This window comes from Pelagerythrobacter marinus, assembly GCF_034375205.1.
In the GTDB taxonomy this organism is placed as follows: domain Bacteria; phylum Pseudomonadota; class Alphaproteobacteria; order Sphingomonadales; family Sphingomonadaceae; genus Pelagerythrobacter; species Pelagerythrobacter marinus.
The window spans coordinates 2,021,396-2,036,030 of the sequence record NZ_CP139719.1 but is presented as its reverse complement, the minus strand read 5'-3'; the positions used below and the strand labels follow the sequence as shown (position 1 = coordinate 2,036,030).

At 70.0% G+C, this 14,635-nt stretch carries 15 protein-coding genes; 12 read left to right on the top strand and 3 right to left on the bottom strand.

The window, feature by feature from the left end; translation table 11 throughout:
* Positions 1-51: 51 nt before the first annotated feature.
* Genes T8T98_RS10010 through T8T98_RS09995 form a run of 4 tightly spaced genes read left to right on the top strand, consistent with a single transcriptional unit; the run spans position 52 to position 4,522 of the window.
* Positions 52-1,053 (top strand): DNA topoisomerase IB, encoded by a 1,002-nt coding sequence (locus tag T8T98_RS10010; protein WP_251105287.1) that lies wholly within the window; start codon positions 52-54, stop codon positions 1,051-1,053.
* Complete coding sequence (locus tag T8T98_RS10005; protein ID WP_251105288.1) at positions 1,050-1,565, top strand: CinA family protein; 516 nt, start codon at positions 1,050-1,052, stop codon at positions 1,563-1,565. The genes T8T98_RS10010 and T8T98_RS10005 overlap by 4 nt, the downstream gene beginning before the upstream one ends.
* A complete protein-coding gene (locus T8T98_RS10000; RefSeq protein ID WP_251105289.1) occupies positions 1,562-3,631 on the top strand; it encodes an NAD(+) synthase in 2,070 nt (689 codons plus the stop codon). The genes T8T98_RS10005 and T8T98_RS10000 overlap by 4 nt, the downstream gene beginning before the upstream one ends.
* A 3-nt stretch (positions 3,632-3,634) precedes the next feature.
* Complete coding sequence (locus tag T8T98_RS09995; RefSeq protein WP_251105290.1) at positions 3,635-4,522, top strand: DMT family transporter; 888 nt, start codon at positions 3,635-3,637, stop codon at positions 4,520-4,522.
* 13 nt (positions 4,523-4,535) lie between these two features.
* Here the strand turns inward: T8T98_RS09995 and T8T98_RS09990 are convergent, their stop codons facing one another.
* Both T8T98_RS09990 and T8T98_RS09985 read right to left on the bottom strand, forming a co-directional pair.
* Complete coding sequence (locus T8T98_RS09990; RefSeq protein ID WP_160733175.1) at positions 4,536-5,618, bottom strand: branched-chain amino acid aminotransferase; 1,083 nt, start codon at positions 5,616-5,618, stop codon at positions 4,536-4,538.
* A gap of 522 nt (positions 5,619-6,140) precedes the next feature.
* Positions 6,141-6,683: a hypothetical protein gene (locus T8T98_RS09985; RefSeq protein WP_202388956.1), complete on the bottom strand. Its 543-nt coding sequence runs from the start codon at positions 6,681-6,683 to the stop codon at positions 6,141-6,143.
* 54 nt (positions 6,684-6,737) lie between these two features.
* Between T8T98_RS09985 and T8T98_RS09980 the strand changes: the two genes are divergently transcribed.
* From T8T98_RS09980 to T8T98_RS09955, 6 genes are all read left to right on the top strand, one after another.
* Positions 6,738-7,475 carry a TlyA family RNA methyltransferase gene (locus T8T98_RS09980; RefSeq protein ID WP_251105291.1) on the top strand — a complete coding sequence of 246 codons (738 nt, stop codon included), beginning with the start codon at positions 6,738-6,740 and terminating at the stop codon, positions 7,473-7,475.
* Positions 7,476-7,630: 155 nt separating this feature from the next.
* Positions 7,631-8,182, top strand: a complete 552-nt coding sequence (locus T8T98_RS09975; RefSeq protein WP_160733173.1) for a TspO/MBR family protein — start codon at positions 7,631-7,633, stop codon at positions 8,180-8,182.
* Between the two features lie 54 nt (positions 8,183-8,236).
* On the top strand, positions 8,237-8,488 hold the full coding sequence (locus tag T8T98_RS09970) for an accessory factor UbiK family protein (RefSeq protein ID WP_160733172.1): 252 nt from the start codon (positions 8,237-8,239) through the stop codon (positions 8,486-8,488).
* 30 nt (positions 8,489-8,518) lie between these two features.
* Positions 8,519-9,121: a DNA repair protein RecO gene (recO, locus tag T8T98_RS09965; protein ID WP_160733171.1), complete on the top strand. Its 603-nt coding sequence runs from the start codon at positions 8,519-8,521 to the stop codon at positions 9,119-9,121.
* Positions 9,118-10,176: a 3-isopropylmalate dehydrogenase gene (gene leuB, locus T8T98_RS09960; RefSeq protein ID WP_251105292.1), complete on the top strand. Its 1,059-nt coding sequence runs from the start codon at positions 9,118-9,120 to the stop codon at positions 10,174-10,176. The genes recO and leuB overlap by 4 nt, the downstream gene beginning before the upstream one ends.
* Positions 10,173-11,264 carry a glycosyltransferase gene (locus T8T98_RS09955; RefSeq protein ID WP_251105293.1) on the top strand — a complete coding sequence of 364 codons (1,092 nt, stop codon included), beginning with the start codon at positions 10,173-10,175 and terminating at the stop codon, positions 11,262-11,264. The genes leuB and T8T98_RS09955 overlap by 4 nt, the downstream gene beginning before the upstream one ends.
* A 4-nt stretch (positions 11,265-11,268) precedes the next feature.
* Here the strand turns inward: T8T98_RS09955 and T8T98_RS09950 are convergent, their stop codons facing one another.
* Positions 11,269-12,540, bottom strand: coding sequence for a phospholipid carrier-dependent glycosyltransferase (locus tag T8T98_RS09950; protein WP_251105294.1), 1,272 nt, complete (start codon positions 12,538-12,540; stop codon positions 11,269-11,271).
* A 523-nt stretch (positions 12,541-13,063) separates the two neighbouring features.
* Between T8T98_RS09950 and T8T98_RS09945 the strand changes: the two genes are divergently transcribed.
* Together T8T98_RS09945 and T8T98_RS09940 are read left to right on the top strand one after the other, a co-directional pair.
* Positions 13,064-13,291, top strand: a complete 228-nt coding sequence (locus tag T8T98_RS09945) for a hypothetical protein (protein WP_160733167.1) — start codon at positions 13,064-13,066, stop codon at positions 13,289-13,291.
* Between the two features lie 92 nt (positions 13,292-13,383).
* A complete protein-coding gene (locus T8T98_RS09940; protein ID WP_251105295.1) occupies positions 13,384-14,589 on the top strand; it encodes a trans-sulfuration enzyme family protein in 1,206 nt (401 codons plus the stop codon).
* Positions 14,590-14,635: the final 46 nt, after the last annotated feature.

The following is a 14,635-nucleotide window of genomic DNA, read 5'->3' as shown; positions in this document are numbered from 1 at the left end:
CTTTTTCGCACAAGCGGAACCGCCTGCAAGGCCGGGCAGTTTCGCCTTCGCATGACGAAGCTGATCTATGTCGACGACGACCTCCCCGGCATCTCGCGCAGGCGGGCGGGGCGCGGCTGGGCCTATTACGACCCGCAGGGAAAGCTGATCCGCGACCCGGAGGAACGCCGCCGGCTGAACGCGATCGCCCTTCCGCCGGCCTATCGCGATGCCTGGTTCTGCCCCGCGCCCAACGGCCATATCCTCGCCACCGGGATCGATGCGCGCGGGCGCAAGCAATACCGCTATCACCCGGAATTTCGCGCCGCGCGCGAAAGCGAGAAGTTCGACGGGTGCCTGGCCTTCGGCGGCCTGCTGCCGCTGGTCCGCAAGCGGGTGGAAAGCGATCTTTCCGGCCGCAGGCTGACGCGCGAGCGCGCGATCGCCAGCGTTGTGCGCCTGCTGGATCTCGGTGCGGTGCGGATCGGCAACGAGGGGTATGCGCGCGACAACCGCAGTTACGGCGCGACCACGCTGCGCCAACGCCACGCCGAGGTGACCGGGCGGACCCTGCGCCTGCGCTACAAGGCCAAGGGCGGCAAGCTGCGCGAGGTCGCGCTGACCGACGGCAGCCTGGCGCGGGTCGTGCGCCGGATGCAGGACCTGCCGGGCCAGAACGTGTTCAAGTACGTCGACGACGAGGGCGACCTGCACACCGTGTGCTCGCACGACGTGAACGAATACCTGTGCGACACGATGGGGGAGCGGTTCACGGCCAAGAACTTCCGCACCTGGCATGCCAGCGTCCTCGCGTTCCAGATCCTGGCCGGGGCGGAGGAGACGCTGACGATCAAGGCCGTGCTCGACGTCGTCGCCCGGCGGCTGGGCAATACGCCGGCGGTGACCCGCAGGTCTTACGTCCACCCGGCGGTGATCGACCTGGTCGAGCGGCAGGAGACGTGGCGCGAGGCGCTGCGCCTGCCGCGCGAGACCCGCTGGCTGACGCGCGAGGAGCGCGGGCTGATCGCCCTGCTGGAAGCGGCGCCCTGCGCGCAGGAGCTGCTCGCGGCATGAGCGGGACCGAGACGCTCGACCCGATCCTGCCGCCCGACCTCGCGCGGCGCGCGCGCGCCGTGCTCGACCTCGCCTGCGAGCGCGAGATGCCGCTGATCACCGCGGAAAGCTGCACCGGCGGGCTGCTCGCCGCGCTGCTGACCGACGTGCCCGGCTGCAGCCATATCTTCGAACGCGGCTTCGTCGTCTATTCGGACGACGCCAAGTGCGACCTGCTGGCGGTCGACCGGGCGCAGATCGACCGGTGCGGCGCGGTCAGCCGCGAAGTCGCCGTGGCCATGGTGCGCGGCGCGCTGGAACGGTCGGGCAAGGGGGTCGGGGTCGCGATCACCGGCTTCGCCGGCCCGGGGGGCGAGGACGACGAGGAAGGCCTGGTCCACTTCGCCTGCGGCCGCCGCGACGGGCCGATCGCCCACCGCGAAGAGCATTTCGGCGCGATCGGCCGCGACGGGGTGCGCATCGCGGCGCTTGCAGTCGCGCTGGACATGATGGACAACGCCCTTCGCGCATGACCGACACCACCGATCACCCCTTCTTCGACCGACGCACGCACGGCTTCGTGCGCGTCGCCACCGCCACTCCGCGCGTCCGCACGGCCGACGTTGCGGGCAATGTCGCGGGCATTCTCGACGAATGGCGCAAGGCAGGCCGGGCGGGGGCCGACCTGGTGCTCTATCCCGAGCTGTGCATCTCGTCCTACGCGCTCGACGACCTGCACCTGCAGGCGGCGCTGCTGGAAGCGGTCGAGCGCGGGATCGCCGACCTGGTCGAGGCGAGCCGCGATCTCGCCCCGGTGGCGGTGGTCGGCGCGCCGCTGCGGCGCAACGGGCGGGTTTACAACTGCGCCCTGGCGATTGCCGGCGGCCGCGTGCTGGGCGCCGTGCCCAAGAGCTTCCTGCCCAATTACCGCGAGTTCTACGAGAAACGCTGGTTTTCCCACGGGCGCGGCTGCATCGGCCTGGCGATCGGGCTGAACGGCGAAAGCGTGCCCTTCGGCACCGACCTGCTGTTCGAGGCGCCCGAACGGCCGGGTTTCACGTTTGCGATGGAAGTGTGCGAGGACGTCTGGGCCCCCGATCCCCCTTCGACCCGGGCCGCGCTGGCCGGGGCGACGATCGTGCTCAACCTCTCCGCCTCCAACATCACGATCGGCAAGTCCGACGAACGGCACATGCTTTGCCGGATGCAGTCGAGCCGCGCGGTCTGCGCCTATGCCTATTCGGCCGCCGGCCACGGCGAAAGCACGACCGACCTCGCGTGGGACGGGCAGGGCATGATCTACGAGCTCGGCGACCTGCTGGTCGAAAGTTCGCGCTTCGACCTGGAGCCCGAGCTGTGCCTGGCCGATGTCGATACCCGCCGCATCCTGGGCGACCGGATGCGGATGCAGACGTTCGGCGACGCGGCAGAGGCGGCCGGCCGGCCGGAGGACACGTTCCGCCGCGTGCGTTTCGATGCCCCGTCGGCGCCGGCGCCCGACGATCGCCTGCTGCGCCCGATCCGCCGGTTCCCCTTCGTCCCCAACCGCGCGCACAAGCTGGACGAGGATTGTTACGAGGCGTTCAACATCCAGGTCGATGCCCTGCTGCGCCGGTTCCAGGCGACCCGGGGCAAGCACATGATCCTGGGCGTTTCGGGCGGGCTCGATTCGACCCATGCCCTGCTGGTCGCGGCCAAGGTCTGCGACCGGCTGGGCCTGCCGCGTACGACCATTCGCGGCTATACGATGCCCGGGTTCGGCACGTCCGAAGGGACGAAGTCCAACGCCTGGAAGCTGATGGAAGCGACCGGGATCGCGGCCGAGGAAATCGACATCAGGCCCGCCGCGCGCCGGATGCTGGAGGATATCGGCCACCCCTTCGCCGATGGCGAGCCGGTCTACGATACCACGTTCGAGAACGTGCAGGCCGGGCTGCGCACCGATTACCTGTTCCGCCTGGCCGGGCAGCATTCGGGTTTCGTCCTGGGCACGGGCGACCTGTCCGAACTGGCGCTGGGCTGGTGCACCTACGGCGTGGGCGACCAGATGAGCCACTACGCGGTCAACGCCGGCGTGCCCAAGACCCTGATCCAGTACCTGATCCGCTGGGCCACGCGGACCGACCAGTTCGACCGCGCGACCGACGCGGTGCTGGAGGCGATCGTCGATACCGAGATCAGCCCCGAACTGGTCCCCGTGGGCGAGGATGGCGAGATCCAGAGCACCGAGAACGCGATCGGCCCTTACGAGCTGAACGATTTCTTCCTCCACCACACGATCCGCTGGGGCCAGTCGCCCAGCCACGTCGCCTTCCTGGCCTGGCATGCCTGGCGCGACGCGGGGGAAGGCCTGTGGCCCGCCGGTTTTCCCGAAGCGGCGAAGAACGAATACGACCTGCCGACGATCGCCCACTGGCTGGAACGGTTCCTGCAGCGGTTCTTCGCCTTCAGCCAGTTCAAGCGCAGCGCGCTGCCCAATGGGCCGAAAGTCAGCGCCGGCGGGGCGTTGAGCCCGCGGGGGGACTGGCGCGCGCCGAGCGATGCCGTGGCCGGGCCGTGGCTGGAGGAACTGCGGCGCGCCCTGCCGCCGGCCGCCTGACCGATGCCGGCCCGCGCGGTCGCCATACTCGTCCTGTGCAACGTGGTCTGGGCGCTGAACGTCGTGGTCAGCAAGATCGCGGTGGACCAGCTCGGCGCCCCGCCGCTGGCCTATGCCTTCGCCCGCTCGGCGCTGGTCATGGTGGTCCTGCTGCCGCTGCTGCGCCCGCTGCCGGCGAACCTGCTGCGCGTCATGCTGGTCGGGCTGGCGATCAGCGGCGGCTCCTTCGCGCTGCTGTTCATGGGGCTGGAGACCGCGAGCCCCTCTTCCGCCGGCGTCGTCAGCCTCTCGGGCGCGCCGATGACGGTGCTGTTCGCGATCCTCTTCCTCGGCGAACGGGTGCGCTGGCGGCGCGGTCTGGGCATCGCCCTGGCGTTCGGCGGGGTCCTGATCTCGGTCATGTCCGACAGCGCGCTGGAGGCGGGGCCGGGTCTGGTCCTCGTCTTCGCATCGGCCGCGGTCGGGGCGCTCGGCTCGGTCTTCGTCAAGCGGATCGAGCTGTCCTCGATCCGGCTACAGGCCTGGGCGGCGGTGGCCTCCAGCTTCGTCCTGCTGCCGCTGTCGCTGACGATCGAAAGCGGGCAGGTGGCGGCTTTCGCCGACCAACCGCTGCTGCTGGCCGGGTGCGTCGTCTTTGCCGGGCTGGTCGTCTCGGTGGGCGCGCACACCGCCTATTTCCGCATCCTGCAGGCGAACGATGCCAACGCGGTCGTGCCGATGACGCTGCTGACGCCGCTGTTCACGATCGCCCTGGGGGCATGGCTGACCGGCGACCCGGTCGGCTATCGCCTGCTGCTGGGCGGGGCGATCGCGATCGCCGGGGTGGCGATCATCCTCGTCCGCCCGAGCGAGACCTTCACCAAGCGGTTCCTGGTCCGCAACCGGCTCTAGCCGCAGGTGCGCTTCAGGTCAGGCGCGCGATCCAGTCGTAGGTGTCGTCCACCCGGCCGCGCTGGATGCCGACCAGCTTGTCGCGCAGCTTGCTGGTCAGCTGGCCCGGCCCCCCGCTGCCGATGGTGAATTCGCCGTCGTGCCCGGCGACCGTGCCGACCGGCGTGACGACCGCGGCCGTGCCGCAGGCCATCGTTTCCACCAGGCGGCCGCTGGCCGCGTCCGCGCGCCACTGGTCGATCGAATAGGCCTCCTCGCGCACGGTCAGCCCTTCCTCGCGCAAGAGCCGGATCAGGCTGTCGCGGGTGATGCCGGGCAGGATCGTGCCGGTCAGCGGGGGCGTGACGACGGTGCCGTCGTCGAACACGAAGAACAGGTTCATCCCGCCCAGTTCCTCGATCCATTTCTTCTCGACCGCGTCGAGGAACACGACCTGGTCGCAGCCTTTCTCGATCGCTTCGGCCTGGGGCACCAGGCTGGCGGCATAGTTGCCGCCGGTCTTGGCCGCGCCGGTCCCGCCCGGGGCGGCGCGGACATAGTCGCTGCTGACCCAGATCTTCACCGCCGGCGCGCCGGACTTGAAATAGCTGCCCGCCGGGCTGGCGATGACGAGGAACTTGTATTCGCGCGCCGGCCGGACGCCGAGGAAGGCCTCGCTCGCGAACATGAAGGGGCGCAGGTAGAGCGAACCGCCCTCGATCGTCGGGATCCAGTCCCGGTCGACCGAGATCAGGCGGCGGATCGACTCGATGAACAGTTCTTCCGGCAGTTGCGGCATCGCCATGCGCTCGGCGCTGGCGTTGAAGCGGCGGGCGTTCGCCTCGGGCCGGAACAGGGCGACGCCGCCGTCTTCCTGGCGATAGGCCTTCATCCCTTCGAAGATTTCCTGCGCGTAGTGCAGGACGGCCGCCGCCGGGTCGAGCGCGATCGGCTCGCGCGGGCATACCCGCGCCGAATGCCACCCGCCCTTGTCGGCGTGGTAATCGATCACGACCATGTGATCGGTGAACAGCGTGCCGAAACCGGGGTTGGCGAGCGCCTCGTCGCGCGTGGCGGACGGGACGGGGGCGGCATGGGGGATGTGCTCGAAATCCATGCGCGCCGGGTAATGGGGCGAAGCGGGCAGGGCAAGTCCCCGCCGATGCCCGCGATGCCGGTGGGGCGGGCGGGCCCGGGCGGGCGGCCGAGTGCGGGACAGCGGCAATCGAAGAAGCCGCCGTAAGATAAGCCCCCGAAGAAATGAACCCCGCAAAAATGAGAAGGGCAGCTCCGCCCGTCGGGGAACTGCCCTTCGCATGGTCAGCGGCCGATAGCGCCGCTCACGTAGCCTCTATCGCTGTCTGCTCAGCGATAGTGCTCCGTGCGGAAACGTACCGACCTCCCTGCTGAACCATGAGACATCGGATCACCTCCTTTCGCGCTATTTAGCCGAACCCCGCGTTTCACCCCGGGGTGAGTGCCGCGCTCGCCGCTGGCCTCGGGCACCAATTTGAGTCAGCGATTCGGTTAATACAAGCCTTGAAAAAAACTTATCCCACGTCAGAATTGGTCGCTGTGGCTCGCGAGGTTTCGCGGGCCTTTTTCATGCTATCCCCTTTACACCGTCCGCGAAGGGCCCTCACAGGCAATCCTCGATCACCCGCGTCACTTCGGGCCAGGCGGGGATGTAGAGCGTCGGCAGGCCCGGCGTCTCCACGGCGAAGCGCCCCTTGGAAAAGGCCATGGCCGCCAGCAGCGGGTCGTTCGCCGGCAGGGTGGCGGCGAGCGTCTGCGAGGTGCCGGCGGCCGCGGGCACGGTGCGGTCGCGCGTCTCGGTGCGGATATGCATCGCCGGCTCCGCCCCCGGGGCGCCCGCGCGCGTCAGCGTGACGGTGCGCTGCGCGCGGTTGCAGGTCAGTGCGAAGGCCGCGGCGCCGCTGGTCGGGCCGAAGACCGCCTGCGACCGGCCCTCGGCCATGCGGAAATGCCAGTCGCCCGGGGTCGCCGGGGCATCCATCCAGTTGTCGTAAGTCGGCTGCACGACCGGCGGCGGCGCCGGTTCGGGCGTCGGCGTCGGTGTCGGGGGCGCGGGGGTCGGCTCGGGCGCGGGCTGGACGCAGCCGGCCAGCGCGAGGCAGGCGGCAAAGGCAAGGGTGCGGGAGCGGGCGCGGATCGGGGTCAAGCGAATCTCCAAGGTTTCTCAACCGGACAATGATCGCTAACCGCGTTCGGGTCCATGCCTGCCAAGCAACGCCTCGACCAGCTTCTCGTCAGCCGCGGCCTTGCCGAGAGCCGCACCCGCGCGCAGGCGCTGGTCATGGCGGGCCTCGTGTTCTCGGGCGAGACGAAGCTGGCCAAGCCCGGTCAGCAATTGCGCGCGGACGCGCCGCTCGAAGTGCGCGGGCGCGATCACCCGTGGGTTTCGCGCGGCGGGATCAAGCTGGCCCACGCGATCGGGCATTTCGCGCTCGACCCGGCCGGCGCGGTGGCGATGGACGTCGGCAGCTCGACCGGCGGGTTCACCGATGTCCTGCTGGCCGGGGGGGCGGAGCATGTCTTCGCGATCGACAGCGGGACCAACCAGCTGGCGTGGAAACTGCGGCAGGACCCGCGCGTCACCGTGCTGGAGAAGACCAGCGCGCGCATCCTCACCCGCGAGCAGATCGATCGCCCCTGCGACTGGATCGTCTGCGACGCCTCCTTCATTTCGCTCGCCAAGGTCCTGGAAAGGCCGATGGAACTGGCCGCGCCGCGGTGTCGTCTGGTGGCCCTGATCAAGCCGCAGTTCGAGGTCGGGCGCGAGGAAGTGGGCAAGGGCGGGGTCGTGCGCGACCCCGCGCTGCACGCGAGGGTCTGCGACGAAGTGCGCGACTGGCTGACGGGCGCGGGCTGGCGGGTAGAGGGGATCGTGGAAAGCCCGATCACCGGGCCCGAGGGCAACGTGGAATTCCTCGTTTCCGCGCTGCGCGGCTGAATCGCGCCCTCACATCGCATCTCTGGATCGCACCGCAATCGCGCGGCCATCCCGGCGCGGCACAGGTTGCGCGGGTGCGCTTGCGCGCGGCCCGGGGCCCCGTCACTATTCCCCGCGGTCGAATCGACCGGGTCACGCATTTTCGGGGGATATAGATGACCACTCTCGCCTCGCGCGGACAGTTGCGCGCCAGCTTCATTCGCTGGGCGCTTTTCACCGTGCCGGTGTGCCTCCTGCTCGGCGTCCTGCCGGGCCGGATCTGGACCGCCGACAGCGAGTGGTTCCGCGCGCTGGCCAAGCCCGCGATCTTCCCCGAGCCGATGTGGTTCGGCATCGTCTGGACCGCGCTGTTCATCCTCATGGGCCTCGCCCTCGCGCTCGTCTGCAGCGCCTGGGGCGCGCGCGGACGGACCGCGGCGATCGCGCTGTTCGCGGTGCAGTTCGCGCTCAACCTGACATGGACGCCGGCTTTCTTCGGCGCGCACGAGATGACGCTGGCGCTGGGCATTCTCGTCGTGCTGGACCTGCTCGTCATCGCCACGGTCGCGCTGTTCTGGCGCGTGCGGCGGCTGGCCGGGATACTCCTGCTGCCCTACCTGGCGTGGATCCTCTTCGCGACCGTGCTCAATTACGAGTTCCTGCGCATGAACCCGGGCGCCGACGGGGCCGCGGGCGGCAACGGCGCGGTGGAACGGATCGCGCTCTGAAGCCGGGGGCGCTTGGGACTGGACAATAAATCCCCGCAGGCCCATCTGGTGCCCATGCAGAGCCAGAACCCGATGATCGCCGATTTCGTCAAGCTGCTCAACGGCGCGGCCGGCACGTTCGCCGGCATGACCCGCGAGGCGCGCGAGAGTGCGCGCGAGCGGGTCAAGGAAGCTATGGGCGGGATGGACTTCGTCAGCCGCGAGGAATTCGACGCGGTCAAGGCGATGGCCGCCCGCGCGCGCGAAGAGAACGAGGCGCTGGCCGATCGCGTCGCCGCGCTGGAGGCGCGCATCGGCGGCGGCTGACGCAGGGCGCCTTCGACGCGGGGAAACGCGTTGCAACTGACAGCACCGGCCATTGTCGTCGCCGCGCGCCCGCATGGGGAAACGGCGGTGATCGTGCGCGCGATGACCGAGGGGCACGGCCTCGTCGCCGGCTATGTCGCGGGCGGGCGCGGGCGCGCGCTGCGGCCGGTGGTGATCCCGGGCAATGTAGTCGAAATCGACTTGCGCGCGCGCTCCGAAAGCCAGCTGCCTTTCGCGCGCCTCGAACTGGTCGAAAGCCGGGGGCCGTGGCTGGGCGAGCCGCTGCCCGCGGCGGCGATCGGGTGGGTCACCGCGCTGACCGCGACCGCCCTGCCGGAACGCAACGCCTACCCCAATATCTACCGCGCGCTGGCGGCCGTGCTCGACGCGATCTGCCATGCGCCCTCGGCGCGCGGCTGGCTCCAGGGCCTGGTCGCCTACGAGGCGCTGCTGCTGCGCGAACTGGGCTATGGCGGCGCGCCGCCCCCGGCCGAAGCAGGGCTTGAGCCGCTGCTGGAAATCTTTGCCGCCCACGGCCCCCTGCTCGAACGCTACCTGCTTGCCGACCGGCGGGGCGATGTTATGGCCGCGCGCACCATGCTGCACGAGCGACTGGGGCGGATGAGATCATGAAGATTGCGGTATTTCCCGGCGACGGGATCGGCCCCGAGGTGACGCGGCAGGCGCTGCGCGTGCTCGAGGCGCTCGACCTGCCGGGGCTGACCCTGTTCGAAGGCGACGTGGGCGGGATCGCCTATCGCCGCCATGGGCACCCGCTGCCCGCCGAAACGCTGGAGATGGCGCGCGCGGCCGACGCCGTGCTGTTCGGCGCGGTCGGCGACCCGGCCTGCGACGGGCTGGAGCGCCACTTGCGCCCCGAACAGGCGATCCTGGGCCTGCGCGCGCAGCTCGGCCTGTTCGCCAACTTGCGCCCGGCGACGACCTTCGCCGGGCTGGAGACGATGTCTGCTCTGAGGCCCGAGGTCGCCGCGGCGATCGACCTGCTGATCGTGCGCGAGCTGAACGGCGACGTCTATTTCGGCGACAAGGGCACGCGCACGCTCGACGACGGGCAGCGGCAGGGCTGGGACATGATGGCCTATGCCGAGGGCGAGGTGCGCCGGATCGCGCATATCGCCTTCCGCGCGGCGCAGGGGCGCAGGGGCCGGCTGGTCAGCGTGGACAAGGCCAACGTGCTCGAAACCAGCCAGCTCTGGCGCGACGTGGTGAACGCGGTCGCCGCCGACTATCCCGACGTCACGCTCGAACACATGTACGTCGACAATGCGGCGATGCAGCTCGTGCGCGAACCGGGTCGGTTCGACGTGATCGTGACCGGCAACCTCTTCGGCGACATCCTGTCCGACCAGGCGAGCATGTGCGTGGGGTCGATCGGGCTCCTGGCCAGCGCCTCGCTCGGCGAGCGCGCGACCGATTTCGGCACGTTCGGCCTCTACGAGCCGATCCATGGCAGCGCGCCCGACATTGCCGGGCAGGGGCGGGCCAACCCGATGGCCACGATCCTGTCCGCGGCCATGATGCTGCGCCATTCCTTCGGCCGCGAAGCCGATGCCGCGCGGATCGAGAGCGCGGTGGCGCGCGCGCTGGCCGACGGCGTGCGCGGGGGCGACCTGGGCGGCGAGGCCGGGACGGCCGCAATCGGCGACGCGGTGCTGGAGCGCCTTTGACGCTGCGGCTCGCCATCGTCCTGCCCACGCTCGACGAACGCGAGAACGTCGCGCCGCTGCTGGCGCGGATCGAACAGGCGCTGGGCCCGCGCGGCTGGGAAGCGATCGTGGTCGACGACGCGAGCGCCGACGGCACGGCGGACGAGGCGCGCCGCATCGCCCGCGCCGATCCGCGCCTGCGAGTGATCGAACGGATCGGCCGCCGCGGCCTCTCCTCCGCCGCGATCGAGGGGATCTGCGCGACCGCCGCGCCTTTCGTGGCAGTGATGGATGCCGACCACCAGCACGATCCCGCCCTTCTGCCCGCCATGCTGGCCGCGCTCGAGGATGGCGAATGCGATGTCGCGGTTGCCAGCCGCTATATCCCCGGGGCGAGCGCCGCAGGGCTGGCCGGGGCGGGGCGCGAGCGCGGCTCGCGCCTGGCCGGGCGGCTCGCGCGGCGGCTGGCACGGGTGGACCTCAGCGATCCGCTGAGCGGATATTTCGCGCTGCCGACCGCGCGCGCGCGGGCGATCGCCCCGCGCATGTCGCAGATCGGCTTCAAGGTTCTGCTCGATCTCCTCGCCAGCGCGCCCGAACCGCTGCGGGTGCGCGAGTTTCCGCTGCATTTCGCCCCCCGACGCAGCGGAGCGAGCAAGCTCGACCGGGCGGTCGCGTTCGATTTCCTCGTCGGGCTCTACGACAAGACCTTCGGCCGCATCGTGCCGACCCGCTTCGCGCTGTTCGGCACGGTCGGCGGGCTGGGCGTGCTGGTCCATCTCGCCGTGCTGGCCCTGCTGTTCCGCGCCGGCGACGCGGCTTTCGTCCCGGCGCAGGCCGCGGCGACCTTCGCCGCGATGACGTTCAATTTCTGGCTCAACAACTGGCTGACCTATCGCGACCGGCGGCTGCGGGGGGCAGTTGCCCTCCTGCGCGGCTGGGCGGGGTTCTGCGCGGCCTGCGCGGTCGGCGCGCTGGCCAATGTCGCGGTGGCCGGGCTGCTCGAGGGGCACGGCGTTCACTGGCTCGCCGCCGCGGGGGCGGGCATCGTGGTCGGGGCCGTGTGGAACTACGCCCTGTCGAGCCGCTTCGTCTGGAAGCGTCGCTGAAGCCCTAGCGCCAGCCCGGCAGCCAGGTCCAGGCGACGAAGGCGTGCCTGTCCGCCAGCGGCGCGGCGCTGAGGATCGGGTAGAACCAGGCGAACAGCGCCAGGCTGGCGGCCAGCGTCCCCGCCGCGAGGCCGCGCCGGCCGCGCTGCCACAGCGCGTCGAGCGCGAGGGCCAGCGCACCGAGCAGGAAGCAACTCGGCAGGAAATAGTGGTAATAGAACTGGACCGGCTTGTTCACGACTATCCAGAAACCGAGGCTGACCGCGTAGAGCACGACAATGGCCAGCGCCGCGCGGTCTCCGGCCAGCGCGCGCCACGCGGCCCAGCCAAGCGCGGGGAGGCCGAGCAGCATCGTCAGCGGATTGCCCAGCAGCACGATCCCGCGGTGCGCGCCCTCGATCGGCTCGTAGAGATACCAGATGGCGCGCAGGTTCAGCACCCATTCGGCCCAGCGCGACTGGTAGGGGTGCGGTTCGACCACGCTTTGCTGCAGAGCGACGATCTCGCGGTGCAGGGCGATGAAGCCGTTGGCCGGCAGGGCTCCGGTGGACAGGAAATAGGCCGGCAGGAACGTCAGCCAGTAGACCGCCAGCGGCACGAGGCCGAGCCAGATCGCCGCCTCGGCCAGCGAAAGGCCGGGAACGGGAATGCCGCGCCGGCTGGTCAGCAGGCGCCGCCGGCCCGCCGCCAGCCGCGCGGCGAAGAAAGCGAGACCCGGCACGACTGCCAGCGGCACCGCGTTCCACTTCGCCGCCATCGACAGGCCCAGCGCGACCCCGGCGACCACCAGCCGCCGGCGGCCCGTTTCCGGCTCGCGCACCGCAGCCGCGCATTGCCACAGCGCCAGCGCGAAGAAAGCGACGGAGAACACGTCGAGCATGGCGATCCGGCTGTGAACGAAGAGCGCGAATCCGCTGGCGAGCAGGATGGCGTAGGCGATCGCGGCGAAGCGCGATGCGGTCGCGAACCAGGCCGCGCGGGAGAAAGCGAACAGCGCGCCTGCACCGGCGAGCGCGGGCATCGTCCGCCAGCCCCAGGCGTTGTCGCCGAACAGCGCGATGCCCAGCGCGATCAGTTCCTTGCCCAGCAGCGGATGCTCGCGGTTGAGGTACGCCCCCCCTCCCAGCAGCTCGCGTGCCGCGGGAAGATAGTGGATCTCGTCGAAATAGGGATCGCCGGGGACCGAGATGCGCACGAGGCACAGGCCGAGGAAAGCGATTGCGATTGCGGCGCAGGCTCCGATCGGGTCGCGCTGGTGATCGTGCGCCGGGCTCATCGCGCGGACGGATAGTGTCCGTCCCGCGATGGGGCAAGTCCGGGCACCCGGGGATTTATACTTAACAGGCGGTGCACGCCCGGTGTATGCAGCCGCCAAAGAGAACAGCCCGCCGCTGCGCGCGATTCGCGCAACGAGCGGGACAACTTTTCCGAAGGCACTTGGTCGGGGCGCTCCACAACGGAGGGATTCGATGGCTCGTCACTGGGCATGTACGCTATTCGGTCACAAGGTTCGGCGAAAACGCGTTCGCCGCGAAGGCACGACATACGTCGGCAGGTGCCGCTGGTGCCGCACTCTCATGGTCCGCACGCCGGACGGATGGACACCGGGCACGCCCGAGTCGCCCGACCTTCCCGGCAGCTCCCACCTCAGCCCGTCCTGATCCACGAGGCGTTGTATCTATACGACGGGCCGAGTTCATGTATTTTCACAAAAGGGCTTGGAGTTACGGGAACGATCTGCTTAGGTCCTTCATTGTCCTCGGTGATGTAACATCCATGGAACGGAAGGGTCAGTTTGTATGAAGCTTCGTAATTTCTTTTTCGCGACCGCCGCGGCATCGCTCGCGGCTGCTCCGGTGGCGGCGCAGGCCCAGGCGGCCGATCGCGCCGCGCAGCCGGTTGCCGGTGAGTCGGAACTGGCCGGTTCGGGGATCAGCGCCGGCCTGATCATCGCCGCGCTGGCGGCTATCGGCATGGTCATCCTGATCGTCTCCGAAGACGATGACGAGGATCCGGTCAGCGTCTGACGCGCCGATCGCTTGGAATAGGGAAAGGGCGGCGCCGCGGCGCCGCCCTTTTTCGTTGCGCTGCCCGCCCGCGCGCCGTTAGAGCGCCGGCGATGAAGAAGACGATCGGCATGGATCGCGCGGTGACCCGCAAATGGCGCCCGGCCACCCGGGCCGTGCGCGGCGGCACCTGGCGCAGCGAGCACGGGGAAACGAGCGAGGCGCTGTTCCTCACCTCCGGCTATACCTACGACGACGCGGCCACCGTCGCCGCCCGTTTCGCGGGGGAGGAGGAGGGGATGACCTATTCCCGCCTGCAGAACCCGACGGTCGCCATGCTGGAGGAACGCATCGCCCTGATGGAAGGGGCGGAGGCCTGCCGCGCCCAGGCCAGCGGCATGGCGGCGATGACCGCGGCGCTGCTGTGCCAGCTTTCGGCCGGCGATCACGTCGTGGCCGCCCGTGCCGCCTTCGGCTCTTGCCGTTGGCTGGTCGATCACCTGTGCCCCCGCTTCGGGATCGAGACGACCGTGATCGACAGCGCGGACAATGCCGCGTGGGAAGCGGCGATCCGCCCGAACACCAAAGTCTTCTTCTTCGAGACCCCGGCCAACCCGACGCTCGACGTCGTCGATCTCGCCCATGTCTGCGGCCTCGCGCGGGCGAAGGGGATCACCACGGTGGTGGACAATGCCTTCGCCACCGCCGCGCTGCAGCGCCCGCTCGAATTCGGGGCCGACATCGTCGCCTACAGCGCGACCAAGCTGATGGACGGCCAGGGGCGCGTGCTGGCCGGCGCGGTCTGCGGCAGCCGCGAGTTCATCGATGAAACGCTGCTGCCGTTCCAGCGCAACACCGGGCCCAGCCTTTCGCCGTTCAATGCCTGGGTCGTGCACAAGGGGCTGGAAACGCTGGACCTGCGCGCCCACCGGCAGAGCGAGAACGCGCTGGAACTCGGCCGATTCGTCGAAGAACGCGGCCCCCGGGTGCTGCACCCGGGGCTCGAAAGCCATCCCGGCCATGCCCTCGCGGCGCGGCAGATGGATGCCTTCGGCCCGATCTTCGCGCTCGACCTCGGCAGCCGGGAGAAAGCCTTCGCCCTGCTCGACGCGCTCGAGCTGATCGACATCTCCAACAACATCGGCGATGCCCGCAGCCTCATGTGCCACCCGGCCAGCACGACCCACGCGGGCATGAGCGAGGACGCACGCGCCGAGATGGGCGTGACCGAGGGGCTCCTGCGGATCAACGTCGGCCTCGAAGACCCGGAAGACCTGCGCGAAGACCTCGACCGCGCCCTGTCCGCAGCGGGCTTTTAATCGGGCGGACCCGGCGCTAGCTTTTCCCGGGAGCGAAAAGGGGGGA